The organism is Alcanivorax hongdengensis A-11-3, assembly GCF_000300995.1.
In the GTDB taxonomy this organism is placed as follows: Bacteria; Pseudomonadota; Gammaproteobacteria; order Pseudomonadales; family Alcanivoracaceae; genus Alcanivorax; species Alcanivorax hongdengensis.
Map to the genome: position 1 here is coordinate 1 of NZ_AMRJ01000024.1, position 20029 is coordinate 20029.

At 61.8% G+C, this 20029-nt stretch carries 23 protein-coding genes; 7 read left to right on the forward strand and 16 right to left on the reverse strand.

Features of this window, described 5'->3' with window-relative positions; all coding sequences use genetic code 11:
- From A11A3_RS13155 to A11A3_RS13165, 3 genes are all read right to left on the reverse strand, one after another.
- Positions 1-807 (reverse strand): hypothetical protein (locus A11A3_RS13155; protein WP_008929803.1); only part of this gene is annotated, 807 nt, incomplete at its 3' end.
- A gap of 244 nt (positions 808-1051) precedes the next feature.
- A complete protein-coding gene (locus A11A3_RS13160; protein ID WP_008929804.1) occupies positions 1052-1642 on the reverse strand; it encodes a 2-hydroxychromene-2-carboxylate isomerase in 591 nt (196 codons plus the stop codon).
- A 117-nt stretch (positions 1643-1759) separates the two neighbouring features.
- Positions 1760-2485: an SDR family oxidoreductase gene (locus tag A11A3_RS13165; protein WP_008929805.1), complete on the reverse strand. Its 726-nt coding sequence runs from the start codon at positions 2483-2485 to the stop codon at positions 1760-1762.
- Positions 2486-2582: 97 nt separating this feature from the next.
- Here A11A3_RS13165 and A11A3_RS13170 point away from each other — a divergent pair, with 97 nt between their 5' ends.
- Complete coding sequence (locus A11A3_RS13170; protein WP_008929806.1) at positions 2583-3056, forward strand: winged helix-turn-helix transcriptional regulator; 474 nt, start codon at positions 2583-2585, stop codon at positions 3054-3056.
- A 123-nt stretch (positions 3057-3179) separates the two neighbouring features.
- Here A11A3_RS13170 and A11A3_RS13175 read toward each other — a convergent pair whose 3' ends face one another.
- Positions 3180-4106: a LysR family transcriptional regulator gene (locus tag A11A3_RS13175; RefSeq protein ID WP_008929807.1), complete on the reverse strand. Its 927-nt coding sequence runs from the start codon at positions 4104-4106 to the stop codon at positions 3180-3182.
- A gap of 108 nt (positions 4107-4214) precedes the next feature.
- Between A11A3_RS13175 and A11A3_RS13180 the strand changes: the two genes are divergently transcribed.
- From A11A3_RS13180 to A11A3_RS13190, 3 genes are all read left to right on the forward strand, one after another.
- A complete protein-coding gene (locus tag A11A3_RS13180; RefSeq protein ID WP_008929808.1) occupies positions 4215-5042 on the forward strand; it encodes an SDR family oxidoreductase in 828 nt (275 codons plus the stop codon).
- The gene (locus tag A11A3_RS13185) at positions 5042-5719 is read left to right on the forward strand and encodes a histidine phosphatase family protein (protein WP_008929809.1); all 678 of its coding nucleotides are present in this window, start codon (positions 5042-5044) and stop codon (positions 5717-5719) included. Before A11A3_RS13180 ends, A11A3_RS13185 begins: the two co-directional genes overlap by 1 nt.
- Positions 5720-5886: 167 nt before the next feature.
- Positions 5887-6639 carry an SDR family oxidoreductase gene (locus A11A3_RS13190; protein WP_008929810.1) on the forward strand — a complete coding sequence of 251 codons (753 nt, stop codon included), beginning with the start codon at positions 5887-5889 and terminating at the stop codon, positions 6637-6639.
- A gap of 116 nt (positions 6640-6755) precedes the next feature.
- Here the strand turns inward: A11A3_RS13190 and A11A3_RS13195 are convergent, their stop codons facing one another.
- The 7 genes from A11A3_RS13195 to A11A3_RS13225 form a co-directional block, all read right to left on the reverse strand.
- Entirely contained in the window at positions 6756-7598 is an 843-nt protein-coding gene (locus A11A3_RS13195; protein ID WP_008929811.1) for a PqiB family protein, read from the reverse strand.
- Positions 7585-8082 carry a paraquat-inducible protein A gene (locus A11A3_RS13200; protein ID WP_008929812.1) on the reverse strand — a complete coding sequence of 166 codons (498 nt, stop codon included), beginning with the start codon at positions 8080-8082 and terminating at the stop codon, positions 7585-7587. The genes A11A3_RS13195 and A11A3_RS13200 overlap by 14 nt, the downstream gene beginning before the upstream one ends.
- Complete coding sequence (locus A11A3_RS13205; RefSeq protein ID WP_008929813.1) at positions 8066-8698, reverse strand: paraquat-inducible protein A; 633 nt, start codon at positions 8696-8698, stop codon at positions 8066-8068. Before A11A3_RS13205 ends, A11A3_RS13200 begins: the two co-directional genes overlap by 17 nt.
- A 295-nt stretch (positions 8699-8993) precedes the next feature.
- A complete protein-coding gene (locus A11A3_RS13210) occupies positions 8994-10376 on the reverse strand; it encodes a DEAD/DEAH box helicase (RefSeq protein ID WP_008929814.1) in 1383 nt (460 codons plus the stop codon).
- Positions 10377-10432: 56 nt separating this feature from the next.
- On the reverse strand, positions 10433-10663 hold the full coding sequence (locus tag A11A3_RS13215) for a DUF1653 domain-containing protein (protein WP_008929815.1): 231 nt from the start codon (positions 10661-10663) through the stop codon (positions 10433-10435).
- Positions 10656-11369 (reverse strand): esterase/lipase family protein, encoded by a 714-nt coding sequence (locus tag A11A3_RS13220; RefSeq protein WP_008929816.1) that lies wholly within the window; start codon positions 11367-11369, stop codon positions 10656-10658. Before A11A3_RS13220 ends, A11A3_RS13215 begins: the two co-directional genes overlap by 8 nt.
- 104 nt (positions 11370-11473) lie before the next feature.
- Positions 11474-12949, reverse strand: a complete 1476-nt coding sequence (locus A11A3_RS13225; protein ID WP_008929817.1) for a flavin-containing monooxygenase — start codon at positions 12947-12949, stop codon at positions 11474-11476.
- Between the two features lie 278 nt (positions 12950-13227).
- On the opposite strand from A11A3_RS13225, the gene rloA3 reads away from it, so the two are divergent.
- Positions 13228-13803 (forward strand): retropepsin-like aspartic peptidase RloA3, encoded by a 576-nt coding sequence (gene rloA3, locus A11A3_RS13230; RefSeq protein ID WP_008929818.1) that lies wholly within the window; start codon positions 13228-13230, stop codon positions 13801-13803.
- A gap of 7 nt (positions 13804-13810) precedes the next feature.
- Here the strand turns inward: rloA3 and A11A3_RS13235 are convergent, their stop codons facing one another.
- The 4 genes from A11A3_RS13235 to A11A3_RS13250 form a co-directional block, all read right to left on the reverse strand.
- Complete coding sequence (locus A11A3_RS13235; protein ID WP_008929819.1) at positions 13811-14716, reverse strand: recombination-associated protein RdgC; 906 nt, start codon at positions 14714-14716, stop codon at positions 13811-13813.
- Between the two features lie 231 nt (positions 14717-14947).
- The gene (locus A11A3_RS13240; protein WP_008929820.1) at positions 14948-15232 is read right to left on the reverse strand and encodes a hypothetical protein; all 285 of its coding nucleotides are present in this window, start codon (positions 15230-15232) and stop codon (positions 14948-14950) included.
- 94 nt (positions 15233-15326) lie between these two features.
- A complete protein-coding gene (locus A11A3_RS13245) occupies positions 15327-16112 on the reverse strand; it encodes a DODA-type extradiol aromatic ring-opening family dioxygenase (protein WP_008929821.1) in 786 nt (261 codons plus the stop codon).
- A 90-nt stretch (positions 16113-16202) separates the two neighbouring features.
- Positions 16203-16742: a GNAT family N-acetyltransferase gene (locus tag A11A3_RS13250; protein ID WP_008929822.1), complete on the reverse strand. Its 540-nt coding sequence runs from the start codon at positions 16740-16742 to the stop codon at positions 16203-16205.
- Positions 16743-16883: 141 nt separating this feature from the next.
- Between A11A3_RS13250 and A11A3_RS13255 the strand changes: the two genes are divergently transcribed.
- Positions 16884-17729 (forward strand): arylamine N-acetyltransferase family protein, encoded by an 846-nt coding sequence (locus tag A11A3_RS13255; RefSeq protein WP_193353579.1) that lies wholly within the window; start codon positions 16884-16886, stop codon positions 17727-17729.
- A gap of 40 nt (positions 17730-17769) precedes the next feature.
- The gene (locus A11A3_RS13260; RefSeq protein ID WP_008929824.1) at positions 17770-18687 is read left to right on the forward strand and encodes a haloalkane dehalogenase; all 918 of its coding nucleotides are present in this window, start codon (positions 17770-17772) and stop codon (positions 18685-18687) included.
- Here the strand turns inward: A11A3_RS13260 and A11A3_RS13265 are convergent.
- Positions 18657-19847 (reverse strand): GGDEF domain-containing protein, encoded by a 1191-nt coding sequence (locus A11A3_RS13265; protein WP_008929825.1) that lies wholly within the window; start codon positions 19845-19847, stop codon positions 18657-18659. The two genes, A11A3_RS13260 and A11A3_RS13265, sit on opposite strands and share 31 nt — an antisense overlap.
- Between the last annotated feature and the right edge of the window lie 182 nt (positions 19848-20029).

A 20029-nucleotide genomic window follows, 5' to 3' on the forward strand; every position in this document is an offset into this window, starting at 1 on the left:
GACACAGAGTTTTGAACACCCTCCCTCAAGAATACCCTTACTCAGAAGGGCATATTTTGATAGAGCACCACTTTCACAATAGCATTCACTGAAAAAACTATGCTCAACTTCCGGATCATAGACAATGTCTTGAAGAAACAGATCTGACAGCGATCGCAATGTGGTTTGTATATCGCTTTTATACCTTGCCTTTGGGTAACCAACGAGGCGAGAGGAAAGCTTGTTAGGAAGCTGAGTTTCGCCTGAAACCAAAAACCTATTTATTCTTTTTTCTTTTATTCCATCCGCGGAAAGAAGCTGCCATGCTAAATTAAAATTCCCCTTGAGAACCTCTAGACTTTCAAAAACAAGAGCCTTCCCATCAAGAAAAGATACTCCGTCTTGCCTAGATGCCAAAAAGGCAACAAGCTGCTTTCCGTTAGATAAAATTGCGACAGGGGTCCCCCGCTGAGAACAGTAAAAATGAACCTGATTTATCGCCTTTTCTGTATCAGCACTCAATCGAGCCAGCGATCTAACATCAGTAACTAATTTTTTAGAGACTCCAGCTGGAATCTCAAAGTGCAAACCTTCTCTTTTGGCTTCCAGAATAGCGAACCGCCGAGGCTTTCCCAGCTCATAGTCAGTAAACTTTTTATCCTCGGAATTCTCGATCTCTATCTCGCTTTCTCGGCACCAGCCAAAGCATTCAAAGAGAATCCTATCAATAATATGAAATCTTGTCTGAGCCTCATTTAAATCCGAATCATCATTCAAACTTTCAATCAAATCATCTAATGCTTTTTCACCTTGAGCGAGAGATAGCATTTCCTCTCCTTTCCCCTCGATTCTAAATTTAAGGTCATACTATCCTGTTTGACCGGTTGTTATTTCTTATTCAGCTCCGAATCTACACAATCCTGGCCAACATGGAAACGCGCAGGGAAGGCATTTGATAATTGATAGTTGAGAATTGATAGCTAAAAGGCCAAACCCGGAGCGGGATTCAGCCTTCTAGCGTCCAGCATCACCGTGACTGCGGTTTTCGTTATCAATTATCCATTATCAACTATCAATTCCCTTTCACCGCCTCTTCCACAAAATCCAGGCGATCCTGGCCGAAGAACATCTCATTGCCCACGAACATCGTCGGCGCTCCGAACACACCGCGCTTCACCGCCGCTTCGGTATTGGCCTTGAGCTGTTCTTTCACTTCATCACTGGCGGCCTTTTCCAGCCAGGCCTGTGCATCCAGGCCGGCGTCGGTGAGCACGCGGGTGATTTCTTCCGGCTCGGACAGTTTGCAGGGCTCGCGCCACATGGCGTTGTAAAGGGCGGTGATCACGGCATCCTGTTCCGGGGTGCCGATGGCAGCGGTGATGATGCGCATGGGGGTGATGGTGTTCACCGGGAAGTGGGGGTTCATGGTCAGCGGCACCTGGTAGCGCGCGGAATAGCGGGCCAGGTCGCGCATCATGTACATGCCTTTGGCGGGCACGGCGCCGGGCGGGTGGTTGCCGGTGGCCTTGAAGATACCGCCCAGCAGGACAGGGATGTAGACCAGTTCGGCACCGGTGCGCTCGCTCAGGGCGGGTAGCTGGCTCCAGGCCAGGTAGGCAGTGGGGCTGCCCACGTCGAAGAGGAATTCGATTTTTGGGGTCATGGGTTTTTCCTTTCAAGTTGTCTCGTAGGAGCGACGCTTGAGTCGCGAAGCCAGCGGTGGAATTCGCGACTCAAGCGTCGCTCCTACGGCGGGTTCTATTTCGAGGTGTCGCGTTGCTTAAAACGTTTCCATCCACGGGCGCAGGTCGATTTCGTGGGTCCAGGCGTCGCGGGGTTGTTGGTGGAGCATCCAGTAGGTGTCGGCGATATGGGCCGGGTTGAGGATGCCGTCCTGCTCTTTTTTGGCGTACATGGCCGGAAAGTTGTCGCGGATGAAGGCGGTGTCGATGGCGCCGTCGATGATCGGATGCGCCACATGGATGCCCTCGGGCCCCAGCTCCCGGGCCAGGCTCTGGGCCAGCGCCCGCAGGGCGAACTTGGCGCCGGCAAAGGCGGAGAAGCCCCGGCCGCCACGCAGGGAGGCGGTGGCACCGGTGAAGATGATGGTGCCTTTGCCGCGCGGCACCATCACCCGTGCCGCTTCCCGGCCGGTGAGAAAGCCCGCGAAGGCAGCCATTTCCCAGACCTTGCGGTAGACCCGGGCGGTGGTTTCCCGGATCGGGAACAACACATTGGCGCCGATGTTGAACACCACCACCTCGATGGGCCCCACCTCGTTTTCGATGGTATCGAACAGCGACACCATCTGCGCCTCGTCACGGGCATCACAGCCGAAGGCCCGGGCCCGGCCGCCGGCGTCTTCGATGTCTTGCACCAGTGGCGCCAGGGCCGCTTCGCGGCGCCGTGTTACGCAGGCGACAAACCCCTCGCGGGCAAAGCGCTTGGCAATGGCACCGCCGGTGGCATCCCCGGCACCGATCACCAGAACAACAGGCGCGCTCATGGCTCTCTCCAGTCAGTTCTATTTTGGAACTAAATAGTGGGTTCTTTTTGGGAACCCGTCAAGCGGGTATCATGATGGCACCACTTCGGAGGTTTTCATGCGCTGGCAAGACATTGATCAACAGCCCTGTTCCCTGGCCCGCACCCTGGCCATCGTCGGCGACCGCTGGACACTGCTGGTGCTGCGCGACTGCTTTCTGGGCGTGCGCCGGTTCGAGCAGTTTCAGGAACGGCTGGGCGTCACCCGCCATGTGCTCAGTGACCGCCTTCGCAAGCTGCAAGAGGGCGGCATTCTCGACAAGGTGGCCTACCAGGAACGCCCGCGCCGGGAGGAATACCGGCTCACCGCCAGAGGGCGGGATCTGTATCCGGTGATCGTGCATCTGGCCCAGTGGGGCGATACCTACCTGGCCGGTGAAGAAGGCCCGCCGCTGGTGCGCATCCACCGTCAGTGCGGTGAGCCGCTGGCGGCGCAGCTGCAATGCGGCCACTGTGGTGAAACCGTGGCGGCCCGGGACATTCGCGTGGAGGAAAACCCGTATTGGGCGGGGGAAATTCTAATTAATAATTAATAGTTAATAATGAATAACGCGCGAACAAGACCCCTGGTGTTCGTAACCACAGAGGCCGCGCTCAGACGTCTGGGCGCGGCCTCTGTGGTTGAAAACCTGAAACGCGCTCGCGCGCGTTATTAACTATTCATTATTCACTATTAATTGCTTTTGCTGCTCTTTCAATAGCGCCAACACCCGCTGGCGCAGCCAGCTGTGGCCCGGATCGGCGCTTTGGTCCCGGTGCCAGTACAGGTGCATTTCCAGCCCCGGCAGATCACCGGGGAACGCCTTGAGGATCAGCCCCTGGCGATCCAGCTGGCCGGCCAGGGTGGCCGGCATGGTCAGCAGCAGGTCGGTTTGCTGCACGGTGCTGATGGCCGCCTGGTAATGCTGGCAGCGCAAGCGGATGTGCCGTCGATAGCCCTGTCGGGCCAGGCCGAAATCCTCCAGCCCGGGCCCTTCCCGTCGGGACGACACCAGCACATGCTGGGCGGCCAGGTAGGCGGGCAGATCCAGCCCCGCCGCCAGCGGGTGGGATTCACGCATCATCACCACCAGCGGCCCGCTGAGCACGGCCTGGTGTTCGATGGCTTCCGGCAGCGCCAGCATCACGTCACAGGCCAGGTCGAGACGGCCGCTGGCCAGTTCGGTGGCCATCTGCCGGCGGCTCACGGTCAGTGACTGCAGGCGAATGCCCGGCGCCTCGTCCATGAACTGACTCATCAGCGCCGGCAGCAGGCGCCCTTCCAGCCCGTCACGCAGGCCCAGCACGAAGGTGCGCTCCGCCTCACTGGCATCAAAACCGCCCTCTTCGCTCAGGCAGCGCTGAAACCCGCCCAGGGCATGTCGCACCGGGCTGATCATGGCGCGGGCACGTACCGTGGGCACCATGCGTGCGCCTTGACGCACGAACAGCGGGTCGTCCAGGCGATCACGCAGACGCCCCAGGGCATGGCTCACCGCCGGCTGGGTCAGGTTGAGCACGCGGGCGGCCCGGGTCAGCGAGCCTTCGGTGTAGATGGCGTCAAATACCACGAACAGGTTGAGGTCGAAGCGCGAAACATGCATCAGACTAATCCGGAATTATTGTGATGATTCATTGGATTTATTGAAACGCCCTCCCTAGCATCGGTCAATGGGCTTATTCCATTCACCAACGGCATGAATGATTTCACTATGACGGCATCACAACGGGTATTGATCACCGGCGGCGCCTCCGGGCTGGGGCGTGCCATGGCGGAAAGCTGGCTGCGCGATGGCGCCCGGGTACTGATAGGCGACGTGAATGAAGCCCGGGGCAAAGAGACCCTGGCGGCGCTGGCCGACCTGCCCGGCACGCTGGAATTCATTCACCTGGATGTGCGTGATGCCGCCAGTCTCAACCATGTCCGTGAATGGCTGGAACAGCACTGGGGCGGGCTGGATGTGCTGGTCAACAATGCCGGCGTGGCCGCCGCCGCGCGCATCGACCGGGGCGACATGGCGGACTGGGACTGGATCTTCGATATCAACGTGAAAGGCGTGGTGCGCGGCTGCAAGGTGTTCGTGCCGCTGATGAAACGCCAGGGCCAGGGCCATATCGTCAATATCGCCTCGCTGGCCGGCCTGCTCAACGCGCCGGTGATGGGCAGCTACAACGTCACCAAGGCCGGCGTCATCGCCCTGTCGGAAACCCTGCGCTACGAGCTGGCACCCTATGGCATTCACACCACGGTGGTGTGCCCCGGCTTTTTCCGCACCAACCTGCACGAATCCATGCGCACGCCGGAGCCGGGCATGATCGAAACCGTGGACAAGCTGCTCTCCAGCAACGAGCTCACCGCCGCGCAGATTGCCGACATGATCAAAAAGGCGGTGGCTCGCCGGCAGTTCTTCCTGCTGCCACACAAGAGCGGCCGCCGGGCCTACTGGTTCAAGCGCTTTCTGCCGCCGGTGTTCGGTCGCATCATGCTGAAGGGCGCCGACCGCATGAAGCGTAAACTGGAAAACGCCGAGAACGCCTGATGCCAGTGATCTATCTGATCCGCCACGGCCAGGCCAGTTTTGGCAAGGCCGATTACGATCAGCTGTCCGAGGCCGGCTGGGAACAGAGCCGCATTCTCGGTCGCGCCCTGCAGAACCAGCAGCTGGGCCTGCCCCGGGCGATCTGTGGCACCATGCGCCGGCACCGGGAAACCGCCGAAGCGACCCTGGCCGAGCTGGGCCTGCCCAGGGACTGGCACACCGATACCGGTTTCAATGAATACAACCATGAAGCCCTGCTGGCCGTGGACTGGCCGCTGGCCAGCGACCGCACGGCCCTGGCCCAATGGCTCAGCCAGCAGGACAACCCGCGCAAGGTGTTCCAGGCGCGCTTCGAGCAGGCCCTGCGCCGCTGGCAGCGGGGCGAGGGTGACTACCCGGAAAGCTGGCCTGCCTTTCGCGAACGGGTGCTGGCAAGCACCTACTCCCTGGGCAACACCCTGAGTAGCGGCGACAGCGCCCTGGTATTCACCTCCGGCGGCGCCATCAGTGTGATCATCCAGCATCTGATGGCGCTGGATGACGAGGCACTGATCACCTACAACCGCAACCTGATCAACACCAGTGTGACCCGCCTGCTTGTGAATGCCGGCAAGCTGCGGCTAGTCTCGATCAACGAGCACCTGCATCTGCCGAGCGAGCAGGTCACGTATCGCTAGAACATTTTTCACCACAGAGAGCACAGAGAACACAAAGAGGAGAATCTCTCCACCCGAACGCTTTTCTTTCCTTTTCAGTCTTGAAGGATTTGGAAGCGTCAATCCGGGCCTGTTGTTTAGACGCTGTGATCTCTGTGGTCATAATCCATACACGCAAGGGGATAACCATGCCGACACGCCAAAACATTCTGATTACCGGTGCCAGTTCCGGCCTGGGTGAGGGCATGGCCCGCCTGTTTGCTGCCATGGGCCGCAACCTGGCCCTGTGTGCCCGCCGAGTGGAAAAACTGGAGGCGCTGAAAAAGGAACTGGAAGACAAACACCCGGACATCCAGGTGCTGATCAAGCCGCTGGACGTGAACGACTACGATCAGGTATTCGCGGTATTCGATGCCTTCCGCACGGAAATGAATGGCATTGATCGCATTATCGTCAACGCCGGCCTGGGCAAGGGCCAACCGCTGGGCACCGGGTATTTCTATGCCAACCGGCAGACGGCGGAAACCAACTTTGTGGCGGCGCTGGCCCAGTGCGAAGCGGCCATGGAAATTTTTCGCGCCCAGAACGCCGGCCACCTGGTGATGATTTCCTCCATCAGCGCCATGCGTGGCATGAAGAAAAACCTCACCACCTACGCGGCCACCAAGGCCGGCGTGGCCGCACTGGCGGAAGGCCTGCAGGTGGAGCTGATGGACTCACCGATCCAGGTGAGCATCATCTACCCGGGCTTCATCCGTTCGGAAATCAACGAGAAAGTGAAGAACACGCCCTTCATGGTCGATACGGAAACCGGCTGCAAGGCGCTGGTCAAAGCCATCGAGAAGGAGCCGGCCAAGGCATCGGTGCCGCCCTGGCCCTGGACGGTGATGGGCTTTGCCATGCGGCACCTGCCCCTGAAAGTGGTCGGCAAGATGATGTAGGGCCGACCAGTATCGTGAGTGGGAGCGTGCCGGGTCGCGAATGAGGCCCTTCGCGTGCAGGCACGCTCCTACACCCCCACTTCGGAAAATGTTTGCTGCCGTCGGCGGTCAGCCGGCTATTTCCATTTCATCACCGGTGCCCACTCCAGCCAGTCGTCCTCGGCATGGCGATGCAGGCTGAAGCGCTGCCCGGCCTTGGCCAGCGGCCCGGGTTCCGGCGGGGTGGCAAAACTGACGCCACCGCGCAGCAGGTTTTCCAGGGAGCTGGCCTGCACTTCCGCCCCCTTGAACAAGCCGATGTCCACGGTCAGGCCGGAGCTGTTCCAGAACTCACTGTTGCTGCGCACCAGCTTGGCATACTGGCGCTGCACAATGGCTTCGATTTCCACAAAGCGGCCATCGTCACTGATGTGGCTCTCACCGATGGTGCCCACCTGCAGATCCCGATAGTAGATGTGCCGGCCCTCTTTGAGCGAGCCCACCCGGTCTGCCACCAGGGTCAGCTTGAGGCCGGTATCCGGTTGCTGCTCCGGGGGCGCCTCCAGCCCCTTGAATGTCTTTTTCGGCTCGCCATCGCCGGGCTTCACCGCAATGTATTTGCCGGACACCAGGGTATCCAGGTTACGGGCGCCGGCGATGCCCAGCTGCGGTTTGACGATCCAGAAACGGCTGTTCTCCCGGGCCAGTTTTTCCGCATCCCGGTTGAGGCTGGCGTGGACCTTCACATGCTTGAGGTCGTCATCAAGCACGATTTCATCAACGCTGCCCACCGGCACCCCCCGATAACGCAACTCCACCCCGGGCTTGATGCCGGCGCCGTTGTCAAAACGGATGACAATCTGCACATCACGCTGCAGCAACTGGTCGTACAGCAACCAGCCGGCCACCAGCAGGCTCAGCAAGGGCACCAGCCAGATCGGTGAGGGCCAGCGTGAATGCTTCACTTCAGGAGTTTCCATGTTCGGCCTTCCACAGTTGTCGGGGAGTAAAGGCATGGGCGGACAGCATGGTCAGCACCACGGCCACGGCAAATGCCAGGATGCCCGGCGCCGGTTGCACCTGGGCCAGCCGGTCAAAGCGCACCAGTGCTGCCAGCATCGCCACCACGAAGACATCCAGCATGGACCAGCGCCCGATCCAGTAGACCAGCCGGTAGGCCCGGGTGCTGGCCAGCGGGTTGTCTTCCCGCTCGGCCCGCCAGTAGATCACCGCCAGCACCAGCACCTTGAAAATCGGCACCAACAGGCTGGCCACAAACACAATCAGGGCAATGCCGGGCATGCCTGCCTCGAACAGTTGCCAGACGCCACCGGCGATGGTGCTGGCATGACTGCGGCCAGCCTGGGTGACGGCCATGATCGGCAACAGGTTGGCGGGCAACAGCCACAGGGCGGCGGCGATCAGCAACGCCCAGGCGGTGAGACGTTCACGGGCCGGGCGCATGTTGAGCCTCCAGCTGGCGCTGCAGTTGTTCCGGCTGTGCCAGGGTCTCGACGATCAGGCGCAGCACCACCGCCACCACCAGACAGAACAGGCCGGGCCCCGGCGTCACCGTGGCCAGATCGCCCAGCTTGGTCATGGCAATCAGGATGCCGAGCAGAAAGATATCGGTCATGGCCCACTCACGGCTGTGCCGGTACAGGGTCATCCAGGGGCGGGCCGGCATGGGTTGCTGGCGGTGCGCCGCCCACAGCAGCCGCCCGGCGGACAGCAGATTGATCAGCGGCATGATGATCAGGGTAAACAGCAACAGCAATCCGGCGGGCAGATACAGGCCGTGCATCAGTGCCACCACGCTATCGAGCAGGCTGGCATGGCGATCCAGGCCCAGCTTGTCCAGCTTTAGCAAGGGCTGGGTCAGGGCCGGCACCCACAGCACCGCCGAGGCCAGTGTCAGCGCCAGTAGCGGCTCCGGCTTGAGTGACCAGGCACCGCTGAGCTGGCAATCACAGCGCGGACAACGCCAACTGCCCCGCGCCGACATGGCCGGCCGGGGCAGTTGCGTGCCGCAATCCGGGCACGCCAGCAGGGTTGCGCTTTTTTGCGTTTGCGTGGGCACGGGCCTCTCCATGGGTATCAGTCCAGCATAGACCGTAATGGAGAAACGCGACGTTGAGAATATTGGCAATTTTACCGGGTTTTAAAAACCCGTCTTTGAACGCACCCGGCTGCCCCCCTTCGCAAGGGGAGCCGTCACAGGACAGGCCCGTATACTGTTCACTGGAGCTCGGGGTCACTGTGGGAGCGTGCTTGCACGCGAAGGGAGCATGCTGACGTCAAGGCTTCGCGTGCAAGCACGCTCCCACAAAAACATACGACCTGGATGAACCCCGTCAAAAACGGCGCCGGCTTTATCAGTCCAGCGGGCCGGGGTTCTTTTTGCGTTTGACGGTGGCGTAACCGCCCTGGGTATCCGGCGCGGCGGGTTTGTTGCTGCGGCCCGTGGGGGCTTTTTGCGCGGCACCGGCGGCCTTTTTCTTCAGCGGTTTCTTGCCGGCGGGCTTCTTGATGCCCTTTTTGGCATCGGCCTTTTTCTTCATTTTTTTCTTTTTGCTGCCGGCGGCCTTGCCGTTGGACTTGAGGTTCTTGGGCCCCAGGAAGTCGCCGCGCAGGGCATCGATCAGGCGATACTCGAAATTCTGCCGCAGGTAACGCTGAATGCTGGCCATCAGGTTCCATTCGTGGGCCGCGATCAGGGAAATGGCGGTGCCCTCACCACCGACTCGGCCGGTACGTCCGATGCGGTGTACGTACTCGTCACCGCTGCGAGGCATATCGAAATTGATCACCAGATCCAGGCCGTCCACATGGATACCGCGGGCCGCCACATCGGTGGCCACCAGCACCCGCACGCCGCCGCTCTTGAGGCGGTCCATGGCCAGCTTGCGGTCTTTCTGATCCTTGTCGCCGTGCAGGGTAAAAACCGTCAGGGCGTTGGTGCGCAGAATACCGCCCAGGCGATCCGCCTGTTCACGGGTATTAGTGAAGATCACCGCCTTGTTGAAGGGCTCATGGGCCAGCAGCCACTGCACCAGGCGCTCCTTGTGGGCCACGTTGTCGGCGGTGATGATCTGCTGGACCACGGCTTCGTTGAGGTCACGCACGGAATCCAGGATCAGGGATTTGGGCTGGCGCAGCACCGATTCCACCATTTTCTGCATGGCGTTGCCGCCACCGGTGGCAGAGAACAGCAGGGTCTGGCGGGCCTCCCGGCACTCGCCGGCCAGGCGCAGCACATCGTCGCCAAAGCCCATGTCGAGCATGCGATCGGACTCATCCAGAATCAGCACTTCCAGGTCCTGCAGGCGCAGGTTGCCGGCTTCCAGATGCTCGATCAGGCGCCCCGGCGTGCCAATCAGGATTTCCGGGTTCTTGCGCATTCTGGCCGCCTGCACCTTGAAGTCCTCGCCGCCGGTAACCAGCTCCGCCTTGATGAAGGTATAGCGCGCCAGCGCTTCCACCTGCTTGAGGGTCTGCTGGGCCAGCTCACGGGTGGGCAGCAGAATCAGGGCGCGGGTATCGGTGCGCGGGCGTGAGTGCTGCATCAGCTGGTGCAGCAACGGCAGCAGGAAGGCCGCGGTCTTGCCGCTGCCGGTGCGGGCTACCACGCGCAGGTCGTGGCCGGCCAGGGCGTCCGGAATGGCGGCGGTCTGCACCGGCGTGGGGGTGGTGATATCCAGCTCGTCGAGGGCCCGAATCAGGCGCTCATGCAGGTTCAGATCGGCAAACGAGGACATAGGTCTAGGCACTCCGCTATCAAGGCGGGCATTGTACCGGTTATCCGCACTGCGAGTTAATTTTCCGTCGCCATGGGGCCGATGCGGGCAAAGCGCGGCTGGGTCTTGCCGTCGCGCTCCACGCTTTCGGTGAACATGGCCAGCGGCCGCACCCACAGGGCCCGGTCGCCATAGAGCGGCCGGTAGACCACCAGGGTGTCACCGGTTTCCGAATGGGTGGCGGTGCCGATGACCTGGTATTCGTTGCCCTTGAAGTGTCGGTAGCGGCCCGGCAGCAATTCACTCATGGTCGCCGCTCCGGTTACCCCGGGCCAGTCGTTCGGCAATGGCCGCCAGCACCTGGGGATTCCAGGGCAGGCCCACGTGGGTGCCGCTCACTTCCACGTTCTCGGTGTTGTCCGCCTCTTCTTCCAGACTGCACTGCCAGGAGACAATGCCGTCTTCGCGGGTATAGATGGCGGTGCAGGGCACCGGCGGCGCCTGAATGCGCTCGCGGAAGGCGTCCAGGTCCGGGCCAGGCCGGCAGGGATTGAACAGGGCAAACAGCGACGACACATTGTTGGCACTGGGGTCGCCATTGATGGGGCTGCCCAGGGTGAACACCTGGCTGACCTTGTCCGGCCAGGCCCGGGCCAGCTCACGGGCGAATACGCCACCCAGGCTCCAGCCCACCAGGGCCACGGGCTGGCCATGCCGGGCCGCCACCGCATGCAGCTGGCTGACCAGCAGTTCCTTGCGCTGGCGATTCATGCCCAGGTTAGTGCCCTGGGCCCAGCCGTAGCTGGTGTAGTTGAGTTTGGCCAGCGCCCGACGCAGCGGGCGAGTGGTCACATCACTGGCCCCGAAGCCGGGCAGCACCAGGACCGGCTGGCCCTCGCCGCGGGGCAGGGTACGATGATCGAGGCCGCGCAGCAGGTAGCGACCGTAGCTGAGCGCCGCCCGACTCTCCCCCAGTAACAGGGACAGCGACGGCGCGGAAAGGGATTTATCCATGACAGATTTCCTGCGTGGTTTGTCCGCAGCATAACCGCCCCCCCACCATGATCAAGGACTGAAATGCCCGCACTCGCCGTCATGCTGCCAATGCGGGCCGGGGGTTAACCGACCTCGTATTCCTCCAGCTTGAAGTGGCGCATACCCAGCGCGTACTCGGTGGCCAGGCCCGGGAACAGGGTATGGTTTTCACCGTGTTCATCCAGGTACCAGCTCTGGCAGCCGGAGGTCCAGGAGGTATAGCGCATGCGGTGTTGCAGCTTCTCGTGCCAGTGATCCAGCACCGGCCGCTTGACGTTCACATAGCCCAGCCCCTGGTCGAGCACGGTTTTCACCGCCTGGGTGATGTAGTCCGCCTGGGCCTCGGTGTAGATCAGCACCGAGGTATGCCCCGGCCCGGTGTTGGGCCCCAGCATCATGAAGAAATTGGGAATGCCGTTGATGGCCACGCCCTTGTAGGCCTTGCCACCGGGCCGGGACCACAGGTCCGCCAGGGTCACATCATCGAGACCGTGAATCTCGAACGGCGGGTTGGTGATATCCACCCGGAAGCCGGTGGCCAGCACCACCGCATCCACATCGAAGGTCTCCCCCTTGTCGGTCTTGAGGCCGGTTTCGGTAAAGGAGGCAATGCCATCGGTGATCACCTGCACATTGTCCTGCTGCACCGCCGGGTAATAATCACTGGAGAACAGCACCCGCTTGCAGCCGATGTGAAAGGTGGGGGTGAGCTTTTCCCGCAGGGCCGGGTCCTTGACCTTTTTCAGGTTACTGCGGGCGGCGGCTTCCAGCAGTTTCTGCAGCGGCGAATCCAGGATCACCATGGGCGCGAACACCAGTTCGGTAAGCGCCAGGATGCCGCCGCGCAGGCCTTTCTGTACCAATGGGAAACGGTGAAACAGTTTTTTGGCGCCTTCGCTGATGGACGGGTCCACCTTGGGCACGATCCAGGGCGCCGTGCGCTGAAACAGCACCAGCTCTTCCACGTCCGGCTGGATGGCCGGCACCACCTGGATGGCGCTGGCGCCGGTTCCCACCACCGCGATGCGTTTGCCACGCACATCAAAATTGCGATCCCAGCGGGCGGTGTGCATGACCTTGCCGGTGTACAGCTCGCGACCGGGCAGGTTCGGCTCGCTGGGGTTGACCAGCCCACCCACGGCGGACACCACCAGCCGTGCGCTGTAATGCTGCCCGTCGGCATTGCGCAACCGCCACTGGCCGGCGCTGGCATCGAACGTCCCGGCGACGATTTCCTCACCGAATTTCAGGTGCGGGCGCAGGCCGTACTTGTCCACGCAATGGTGGATGTAGCCCTCGATCTCGTCGGAGCTGGAATAGGCGGTGCTCCAGTCCGGGTTGGGCTCGAAGGAATAGGAATACAGGTGCGACGGCACGTCGCAGGCACAACCCGGGTAGACATTGTCGCGCCAGGTGCCGCCCACATCATCGGCCTGCTCCAGGATGATGAAGTTGTCGATGCCGGCATGCTTGAGGGCAATGCCCATATTGACGCCGGAAAACCCGCTACCGACGATGATGACATCATAGCGGTGGCCACTGTCGTTGGTGTTGCTCATCGGTCTGCCCTCCCTGGTACACGCACATTGTTCAGATTTTCTCTGGCAGCTTAGCGCCATGCCCAGCCCCATGATGCGCCCGGTAAACAACGGTTACCAATGGCTGCACAGCAGCAACATGACTGGCGCACAACCGCACTTCGGGTAGGCTTGCAGGATGCGCAGAATGTAAATCGGCGTAACAGGATGGAACCGGCCCGCCGCAGGCCGGGTCATAACCGCCCAGAACCGCCGGCCACCGGGGCCGGCCCTGACTGCGCTTAGCAAGGAGTTCATTCATGGTATTACAGGTACGTATGTTGCTGGCCGCCCTGTTGATGGCACTGGCCGCCACCGTTTCTGCCGATGACGCCAAACCGGTATTCGGCTGGGTGGAGAAGGTCAACCTGGAACCCTGGGGCGTGGAGGTGAAGGCCAAGCTCGACAGTGGCGCGCTGACCTCTTCCCTGCATGCCAAAAACATCGAGATCTTCAAGAAGGACGGCCACCACTGGGTGCGTTTCACCGTGGATGTGGTGGACAAGGCCACCGGCAAGGAAGTGGAAAAGACCTTCGAACGCCCCCGCTACCGCCGGGTTCTGGTACGCGGTGCCGGCGGTGTGGACCACCGCCCGGTGGTGATGATGAATATCTGCGTGGCCAATACCATTCACCGCGAGCAGTTCACCCTGCAGGACCGCAGCGACATGATCTACCCGATGCTGATCGGCCGTCGCACCCTGCAGCATCTGGGCGTCATCGACGTGACCCAGACCTTCGAGCACCCGCCCACCTGTACCAAGGATTCAGAGGTGCGCATGCACGAAGAGCAGGATGACGAGGACATTCGCGACGAGGAACCCGACGCCGAATAAGGGCGGCTTATTGCGCCCCGATTTCAAAGTACTCGTAAAGGCTGTCCAGGGCATCGCGCAAGACGGTGCCCTGCAGCGTCATCTGCGCCTGCAGTTCTGCCACCGCATCGTCCGCCTCCAGGGCATCGATATTTTCCTTTAGCTGGTCCAGCGGCCGGATGCGCTTGATCTCCAGCTTGTCGTTCACATCCAGCTCCATGGCGTCCTGCCAGGCCAGATTCACCCGTACCGCCACCATGCCGGTATCCAGGTGGGCGAGAATTTCCTCCTGGCCCAGATCCACGGCGGTGAAGCGTACTGCGGCGCCCTCGTCCTTGGTGCCCTTGAGCTCACAACGGTCTCCCAGGGTATAGCCCTCCGGCAGCAGTGACGGCTTGCGCAGCCAGTTGCTGAAACTGGTGTAGGGCGCCGCCTTGGGGGCCGGGTAGGTGACCGGCAGGGTACCCAGTGCCTTGCGCAGGCTGGCCACCACTTCCTCGGCGCGCGGGGCCGAGGCGCTGTCCACCAGGATGCGCCGCCGCCGGGTATCGATCAGCACGCCGGTGCGCCGTGAGCGGGTAAAGGCGCGCGGCATCAGTTCGAAGGTGATCTGTTCCTTGAGCTCGGCCTTCTCCTTGCGGCCCACCTTGCGGCCTTCTTCCTGCTGGATCAGCTCCACTTTTTCGTCCAGCACTTCCTTGATCACCGGGCCCGGCAACAGGCGGGCGGTTTCCTGATGCATGCAGTAGATAAAGCCATCCACTTCATAGGCCATCGGGTCCTGGCCCTTGAGCGGCGGCACAAAGCCATCGGTGCGCTGGGTCTGGGAGCCACAGGGCTGGCAGCGATGGTTGTCCAGCGCCTCTTCCAGCTCGGCCACGGACCAGCCGAAAGCCTCGTCACCAACAAACACCGCCAGGTTTCTGATCCACATAATGCATTCCACAGGCAGGCCACGGCCGGCGGGCCATGGCGAAAATCGGGGGGCGGCATATGCCGCGTCGGGCCGGCAACGGTAGCGAAATGCCGTCAGCCGCTCAAGCCCTGGTTTGGCTGAATCGGGCAGGGATTGAACAATAGGGAGAGAACGCTACCAGGCGGGGCGCCCGATAGCGACAACCGGCAGACAGCGGTGCCTGATCAGCACCGCAGATCAGAAAAGGGCCTAGTTACCGGCGTACAGCCGGCGCCCCAGGGATTCCAGCTCCGGCTCCATCTGTTGCCAGGCATCTTCCATGACCAGACCATCCGAGCCGGCCAGTTCACGGACCTCATCGAGCCGTTGCTGCACGTCCATCAACAGCTCCTCCAGCGACAGGCGGTGACGTTCGGCCTCCACCTCCACATCGCCTTCTTCACTGGCGGCGCGCATTTCCAGGCCGTCCAGTTCCTCTTCCAGTTCATCAAGCTTGGACTTGATGGCCGCGATCAATGATTTACCGGATTGCATGGCCACTCCTCCTGCACGGATGTGCGCTGAAAAGACGTTTTCAGAGTGGCCCTGTGCCACGGCCAGCGTCAAGCCATGCCGACCAGCGGTCGGGCTACCACAACAGGGAGCTGACCTGTACCGCCCCCATGGCGCCCTGGAAAATCCTGTCCGCCGGACGCCCGGCGGCACCGGCACAGACCATCAACGGCATCAGGTGCTCTTCCCTGGGGTGGCTGACAGCGCCCCCGGGGGCCCGTCGCCAGTCGACCAGGGCCGCTTCACGCTGCGCGGCCGACAGGGTCGGGTCCGTGCAGGTACTGGCCAGCCATTGCTCAAACTGCCGATTGGCCTGCAGCCCCGCCTCGTCGCCCCGCCCCATCAGCACCGGCATATTGTGAAACGACGAACCGGAGCCAATCAGCATCACGTCATCGCCCAACAGCGGCGCCAGCGCCCGGCCCATGGCCAGGTGCGCGGCCGGGTCCAGGCTGTGCATCAGCGACAGTTGCACCACCGGTACCGACGCGTCCGGGTAGAGCAGGGTCAAGGGCACGAACATGCCATGGTCAAAGCCGCGTTGCGGGTCCACCGTGGTCGGCATGCCGGCATCGGTCAACGCCGAGGCCAGCCGTTCGGCCAGTACGGGCTCACCGCTGGCCGGATAGCGCAGGGAATAGGCCGGCTCCGGAAAGCCGTAATAGTCATACATCAGTGAGGGGTTGGCGGCGCCGGTCAGACACGGTTGCGCCGTTTCCCAGTGGGCACTGACCAGCACGATAGCCCGTGGCCGAGGTAGCGCCGAGGCCAGCTCCCTGAGAGAGGCCACCAGTGCCCGGTGCCCCGGATCGCCCAGCAAGGGCAGGGGGCCACCGCCGTGGGTGAGATAAACCGTTGCCATGGAAGACTCCCGCGATTGATGGACCCAGCATAAGCTCAAGGCATGGGCGAACCCATCCAGCCAGTCGCGCCATCCCATGGGGTTTTCTGATCAATCCCCCCAGTTACTGCGGGTCAGTTCCATCAGCAGCGCCGGGCCATCCGGTGTCACCACAATGCGACGCCCTAAAAAACCGGCGCGAATAAAACAGCGCACCGCACAGAGGTTGTCCGGGGCCGGGTCGGCGATCACTGCGGTTACCGCCGGGTCGCGAAACAGCAGAGCGCTAAAGCTGCGCAGCACCCGCGTACCCAGCCCGCGCCCCAGCCATTCCGGGCGGGCCAGGAACACATCCACGCCGCGCACGCCCGGGTCCTGAATCTGCTGCCACCAGCCTTCGTGGTGATGCTCCACCGGGGCATAACGTTGAATAAAGCCCATGGCCTGACCGTCCAGCTCAATCAGAAAATAAGCCGGGCCGCCGGCACAACGGCTGGCCGGGTTGTAGTCACGCAGGGTTTCTTCCAGAGAACGGGGCGGCCCCCACCATTGCACCACATGGGGCTGCGCCAGCCAGCGATGCAGTGCCGGCAGGTCTTCTTCGGTGAGCGGGGCAAAGCCGAGGCTGCCGGATTCCGCCACCAGCGTCATCAATCAGTCTCCCTGAAGGGGTTTATCAGAATCCCTGGCTGCATGGATGTCTCCCCTGAATGCTCCAAGCATACCAGTATCGCGCTGTGCGTCTGCAGCCTCTGCTACACTCTCAAGGCATATCACTTTGTGGATACCGACATGAACGCCCTCCCCCTGGATGCCTACCTGAACCGCATTGGTTACGACGCCAGCCCTGAGGTGAGCCTGGATTGCCTGGCACAGTTGCAACGCCACCACCTCGAGCATATTGCCTTCGAGAATCTCAATCCGTTCCTCGGTCTGCCGGTGCCGCTGGACAGCCTGGCACTGGCAGACAAGCTGGTGGATGGCGGACGCGGCGGCTACTGCTTTGAGCACAACCTGTTTTTCATGGCGATACTCCAGCAGATCGGCTTTGAGGTGCGGGGCCTCACCGGGCGGGTGTACTGGAACCAGCCACCGGGCTTTCAACCACCACGTTCGCACATGCTGCTACTGGTCACCCTGCCGGACGGCGACTACCTGGTGGATGTGGGCTTTGGCGGGCTGACCCCCACCGCCCCGCTGCGCTTTGACGAGCGGGGCGCCCAGCCCACCAACCTGGAGTCGTTCCGGGTGCAGGAACATGGCGACCATTTCTCCGTGCAGGTATTACTGGGCAGCGAATGGCAGCTGCTTTACCGCTTTGATCTGACCGAACAGTGGCCGGTGGATTTCGAAATGGCCAACTGGTACGTGGCCTGTCATCCGGCCTCCAAGTTCGTCAATAACCTGATCGCCGTGCGCGCCCTGCCCGACCGCCGCTACACCCTGCTCAACCGGCAATTCACCCTGCGCTACGCGGATGGCCGCAGTGAGCAGCAGATACTGGATGATGGGCCATTGCTGGACGTGCTTAGCAAGACCTTCGCCATCGATCTGGCCGGCCTGGAAGATCCACTACAGCAACGTCTGGCCAAGCTATTGGCCCGATATGAGCAGGTCATCCTGAAGCGCAACGGGTAACGTCATTACATCGCCAACGTCGTTAACAACGGGATCCACCATGAAAGTTCTACGCACCCCCGAGTCTCGCTTTTCCCGCCTGCTGGACTATCCGTTTGAGCCACACTACGTGGACGTCAACGGTCTGCGCATGCATTACGTGGATGAGGGGCCCCGTGATGGCAAGCCGGTACTGATGCTGCATGGCGAGCCGTCCTGGTCGTACCTGTACCGGCACATGATTCCAGTGTGTGCGGCGGCCGGGCATCGGGTGATCGCGCCGGATCTGATCGGCTTCGGCAAATCCGACAAGCCGGCGGACAGGAACGCCTACAATTATCAGAGCCACATGGACTGGCTGCAAAGCCTGCTCGATCAGCTGGATCTCACCGACATCACGCTGGTCTGTCAGGACTGGGGCTCACTGCTGGGACTGCGCCTGGCGGCGGAGAATGACGCGCGCTTTCGCGCCATCGTGGTCGGTAACGGCATGCTCCCCACCGGTGACCAGCCCGTGCCCCGAGCGTTTCAGCTGTGGAAGAATTTTGCCCTCTACAGCCCCTGGTTCCCGATTGCCCGCATCATCAACAGCGGCACCTTCCGCACCCTGGGGCCGGACGAACGCCGGGCCTATGACGCGCCATTCCCGGGCAAGGCCTACAAGGCCGGGGCGCGCATGTTTCCCAAGCTGGTACCGGTGACACCGGACGACCCGGCCAGTGACGCCAATCGTCGTGCCTGGCAGGTACTGGAGCAGTGGCGAAAACCGTTCCTGACGACGTTCAGCAACGGCGACCCGATCACCCGGGGCGGGGATCGCTACATGCAGGAACGCATTCCGGGCGCCGCCGGCCAGCCGCACCAGACACTCACCGGCGGCCACTTTCTGCAGGAAGACTCCCCCGTGGCCTTTGCCAATGCCATCAATGCCCTGCTCGCCGGGCTGGATCAGGCGCCTTCCGGCAGCGGCGAGGACTGAGCCGCCTCCCAGAACGCGATGCAATCACGGCCCTGGTGCTTGGCCAGGTACAGGGCCTCATCCGCCCGCGCCACCAGCACCGTCTCTTCCAGCTCGTCGTCCGGCTCCAGGCAGGCAATGCCGAAGCTGGCGCTAAAGCGCAATGGCGCCGACAGGCCGGCCACCGCCACCCGGTGGGCCCGAAAACTCTGCTGGCACCGCTCGATCACCGAGCGGGCGCCGGCCCGGTCGGTATCCGGCAACACCAGCAGAAATTCCTCGCCGCCAATACGCCCGATACGGTCGGTATCGCGCAGGTTTTCCCGCAACAGGTCCGCCACCGCACAGAGCACCGCATCACCGGCGGCATGACCATGGCTGTCGTTGATTTTCTTGAAGTAGTCCAGGTCCAGCAGGCACACCGACAGGGCGTTACCGGTGCGGCGGGCGCGGGCCATTTCGTATTCCAGTTGTTCGAACAGGGCACGACGGTTGGACAGGCCGGTAAGCGCATCGGTTACCGCGCGGGCATGCATCTGCGCCTCGCGGAACTGCAAACGCCCCAGCAGCACCAACGTGAACACGAACATGGTCGTCACAAAGGGAACCGATGCCCCCACCACGCTGAGGATCCAGTAACTGGACTGGTAATGCTTGGTGACCGGATCGGCCTTGAACAGTGGCGCGTATTCGATCTTGCCGGAGATGCTCAGCGACACGATAACGAATAACAACAACAGGCAAAGCGTAAAATTGATTGCAACACGGGGAATGCCGAACAGGGCAAAACCGGTCAGCGGACCGCCCACCAGCACCAGTCCCAGCATCGGATTGTACAGGCCGATCACATAACCCAGCGCCACAAAGCCGAAGCCGAAAAACTGAATGGTCACCGTCGGGTAAATGGCGCAATCACGGTCACGCCAGCGCAGCAGGCCACCCCAGATCAGCAACAGCACCCAGCCAAGCACATTGCCCAGGAATATCTGTTGCGCCAGAACCACGCCCGGCACGGAAAAGAAGGTATGCCCGAAATCGGTAAAGTGCGCCGTGACATACAACCAGGCCAGATAACTGCCCATCATCGGCGCCATCAGGGCCGCCAGCAGCAATGCCTTGTCCCGGTCATTCCACTCCAGCAGTCGCGCAATGGTTACCCAGAAGGAACGTTTATTATTCATATCTGCCGCCCCTGTTTCTTGTTTGATTATCACACGGGATAGAACGGCCATGGCATCTTGCCTGCTACGCTGACACGGCGGGAAAGCCCGTCAGTCGGGAAATGTGCGCCAGATCACATTCGTGGCCACAATTGGCAAATCTGGGTCTTTCCTCTTAGGTCACACCCGCCGAAGGACCGGCA

What these genes read in the sequence shown, in the direction of transcription:
- A11A3_RS13160 (WP_008929804.1), bottom strand. Translation starts at nt 1,642, where the DNA reads ATGACCCCAAAAATCGAATTCCTCTTCGACGTGGGCAGCCCCACTGCC.
- A11A3_RS13165 (WP_008929805.1), bottom strand. Translation starts at nt 2,485, where the DNA reads ATGAGCGCGCCTGTTGTTCTGGTGATCGGTGCCGGGGATGCCACCGGC.
- A11A3_RS13170 (WP_008929806.1), top strand. Translation starts at nt 2,583, where the DNA reads ATGCGCTGGCAAGACATTGATCAACAGCCCTGTTCCCTGGCCCGCACC.
- A11A3_RS13175 (WP_008929807.1), bottom strand. Translation starts at nt 4,106, where the DNA reads ATGCATGTTTCGCGCTTCGACCTCAACCTGTTCGTGGTATTTGACGCC.
- A11A3_RS13180 (WP_008929808.1), top strand. Translation starts at nt 4,215, where the DNA reads ATGACGGCATCACAACGGGTATTGATCACCGGCGGCGCCTCCGGGCTG.
- A11A3_RS13185 (WP_008929809.1), top strand. Translation starts at nt 5,042, where the DNA reads ATGCCAGTGATCTATCTGATCCGCCACGGCCAGGCCAGTTTTGGCAAG.
- A11A3_RS13190 (WP_008929810.1), top strand. Translation starts at nt 5,887, where the DNA reads ATGCCGACACGCCAAAACATTCTGATTACCGGTGCCAGTTCCGGCCTG.
- A11A3_RS13195 (WP_008929811.1), bottom strand. Translation starts at nt 7,598, where the DNA reads ATGGAAACTCCTGAAGTGAAGCATTCACGCTGGCCCTCACCGATCTGG.
- A11A3_RS13200 (WP_008929812.1), bottom strand. Translation starts at nt 8,082, where the DNA reads ATGCGCCCGGCCCGTGAACGTCTCACCGCCTGGGCGTTGCTGATCGCC.
- A11A3_RS13210 (WP_008929814.1), bottom strand. Translation starts at nt 10,376, where the DNA reads ATGTCCTCGTTTGCCGATCTGAACCTGCATGAGCGCCTGATTCGGGCC.
- A11A3_RS13215 (WP_008929815.1), bottom strand. Translation starts at nt 10,663, where the DNA reads ATGAGTGAATTGCTGCCGGGCCGCTACCGACACTTCAAGGGCAACGAA.
- A11A3_RS13220 (WP_008929816.1), bottom strand. Translation starts at nt 11,369, where the DNA reads ATGGATAAATCCCTTTCCGCGCCGTCGCTGTCCCTGTTACTGGGGGAG.
- A11A3_RS13225 (WP_008929817.1), bottom strand. Translation starts at nt 12,949, where the DNA reads ATGAGCAACACCAACGACAGTGGCCACCGCTATGATGTCATCATCGTC.
- rloA3 (WP_008929818.1), top strand. Translation starts at nt 13,228, where the DNA reads ATGGTATTACAGGTACGTATGTTGCTGGCCGCCCTGTTGATGGCACTG.
- A11A3_RS13235 (WP_008929819.1), bottom strand. Translation starts at nt 14,716, where the DNA reads ATGTGGATCAGAAACCTGGCGGTGTTTGTTGGTGACGAGGCTTTCGGC.
- A11A3_RS13240 (WP_008929820.1), bottom strand. Translation starts at nt 15,232, where the DNA reads ATGCAATCCGGTAAATCATTGATCGCGGCCATCAAGTCCAAGCTTGAT.
- A11A3_RS13245 (WP_008929821.1), bottom strand. Translation starts at nt 16,112, where the DNA reads ATGGCAACGGTTTATCTCACCCACGGCGGTGGCCCCCTGCCCTTGCTG.
- A11A3_RS13250 (WP_008929822.1), bottom strand. Translation starts at nt 16,742, where the DNA reads ATGACGCTGGTGGCGGAATCCGGCAGCCTCGGCTTTGCCCCGCTCACC.
- A11A3_RS13255 (WP_193353579.1), top strand. Translation starts at nt 16,884, where the DNA reads ATGAACGCCCTCCCCCTGGATGCCTACCTGAACCGCATTGGTTACGAC.
- A11A3_RS13260 (WP_008929824.1), top strand. Translation starts at nt 17,770, where the DNA reads ATGAAAGTTCTACGCACCCCCGAGTCTCGCTTTTCCCGCCTGCTGGAC.
- A11A3_RS13265 (WP_008929825.1), bottom strand. Translation starts at nt 19,847, where the DNA reads ATGAATAATAAACGTTCCTTCTGGGTAACCATTGCGCGACTGCTGGAG.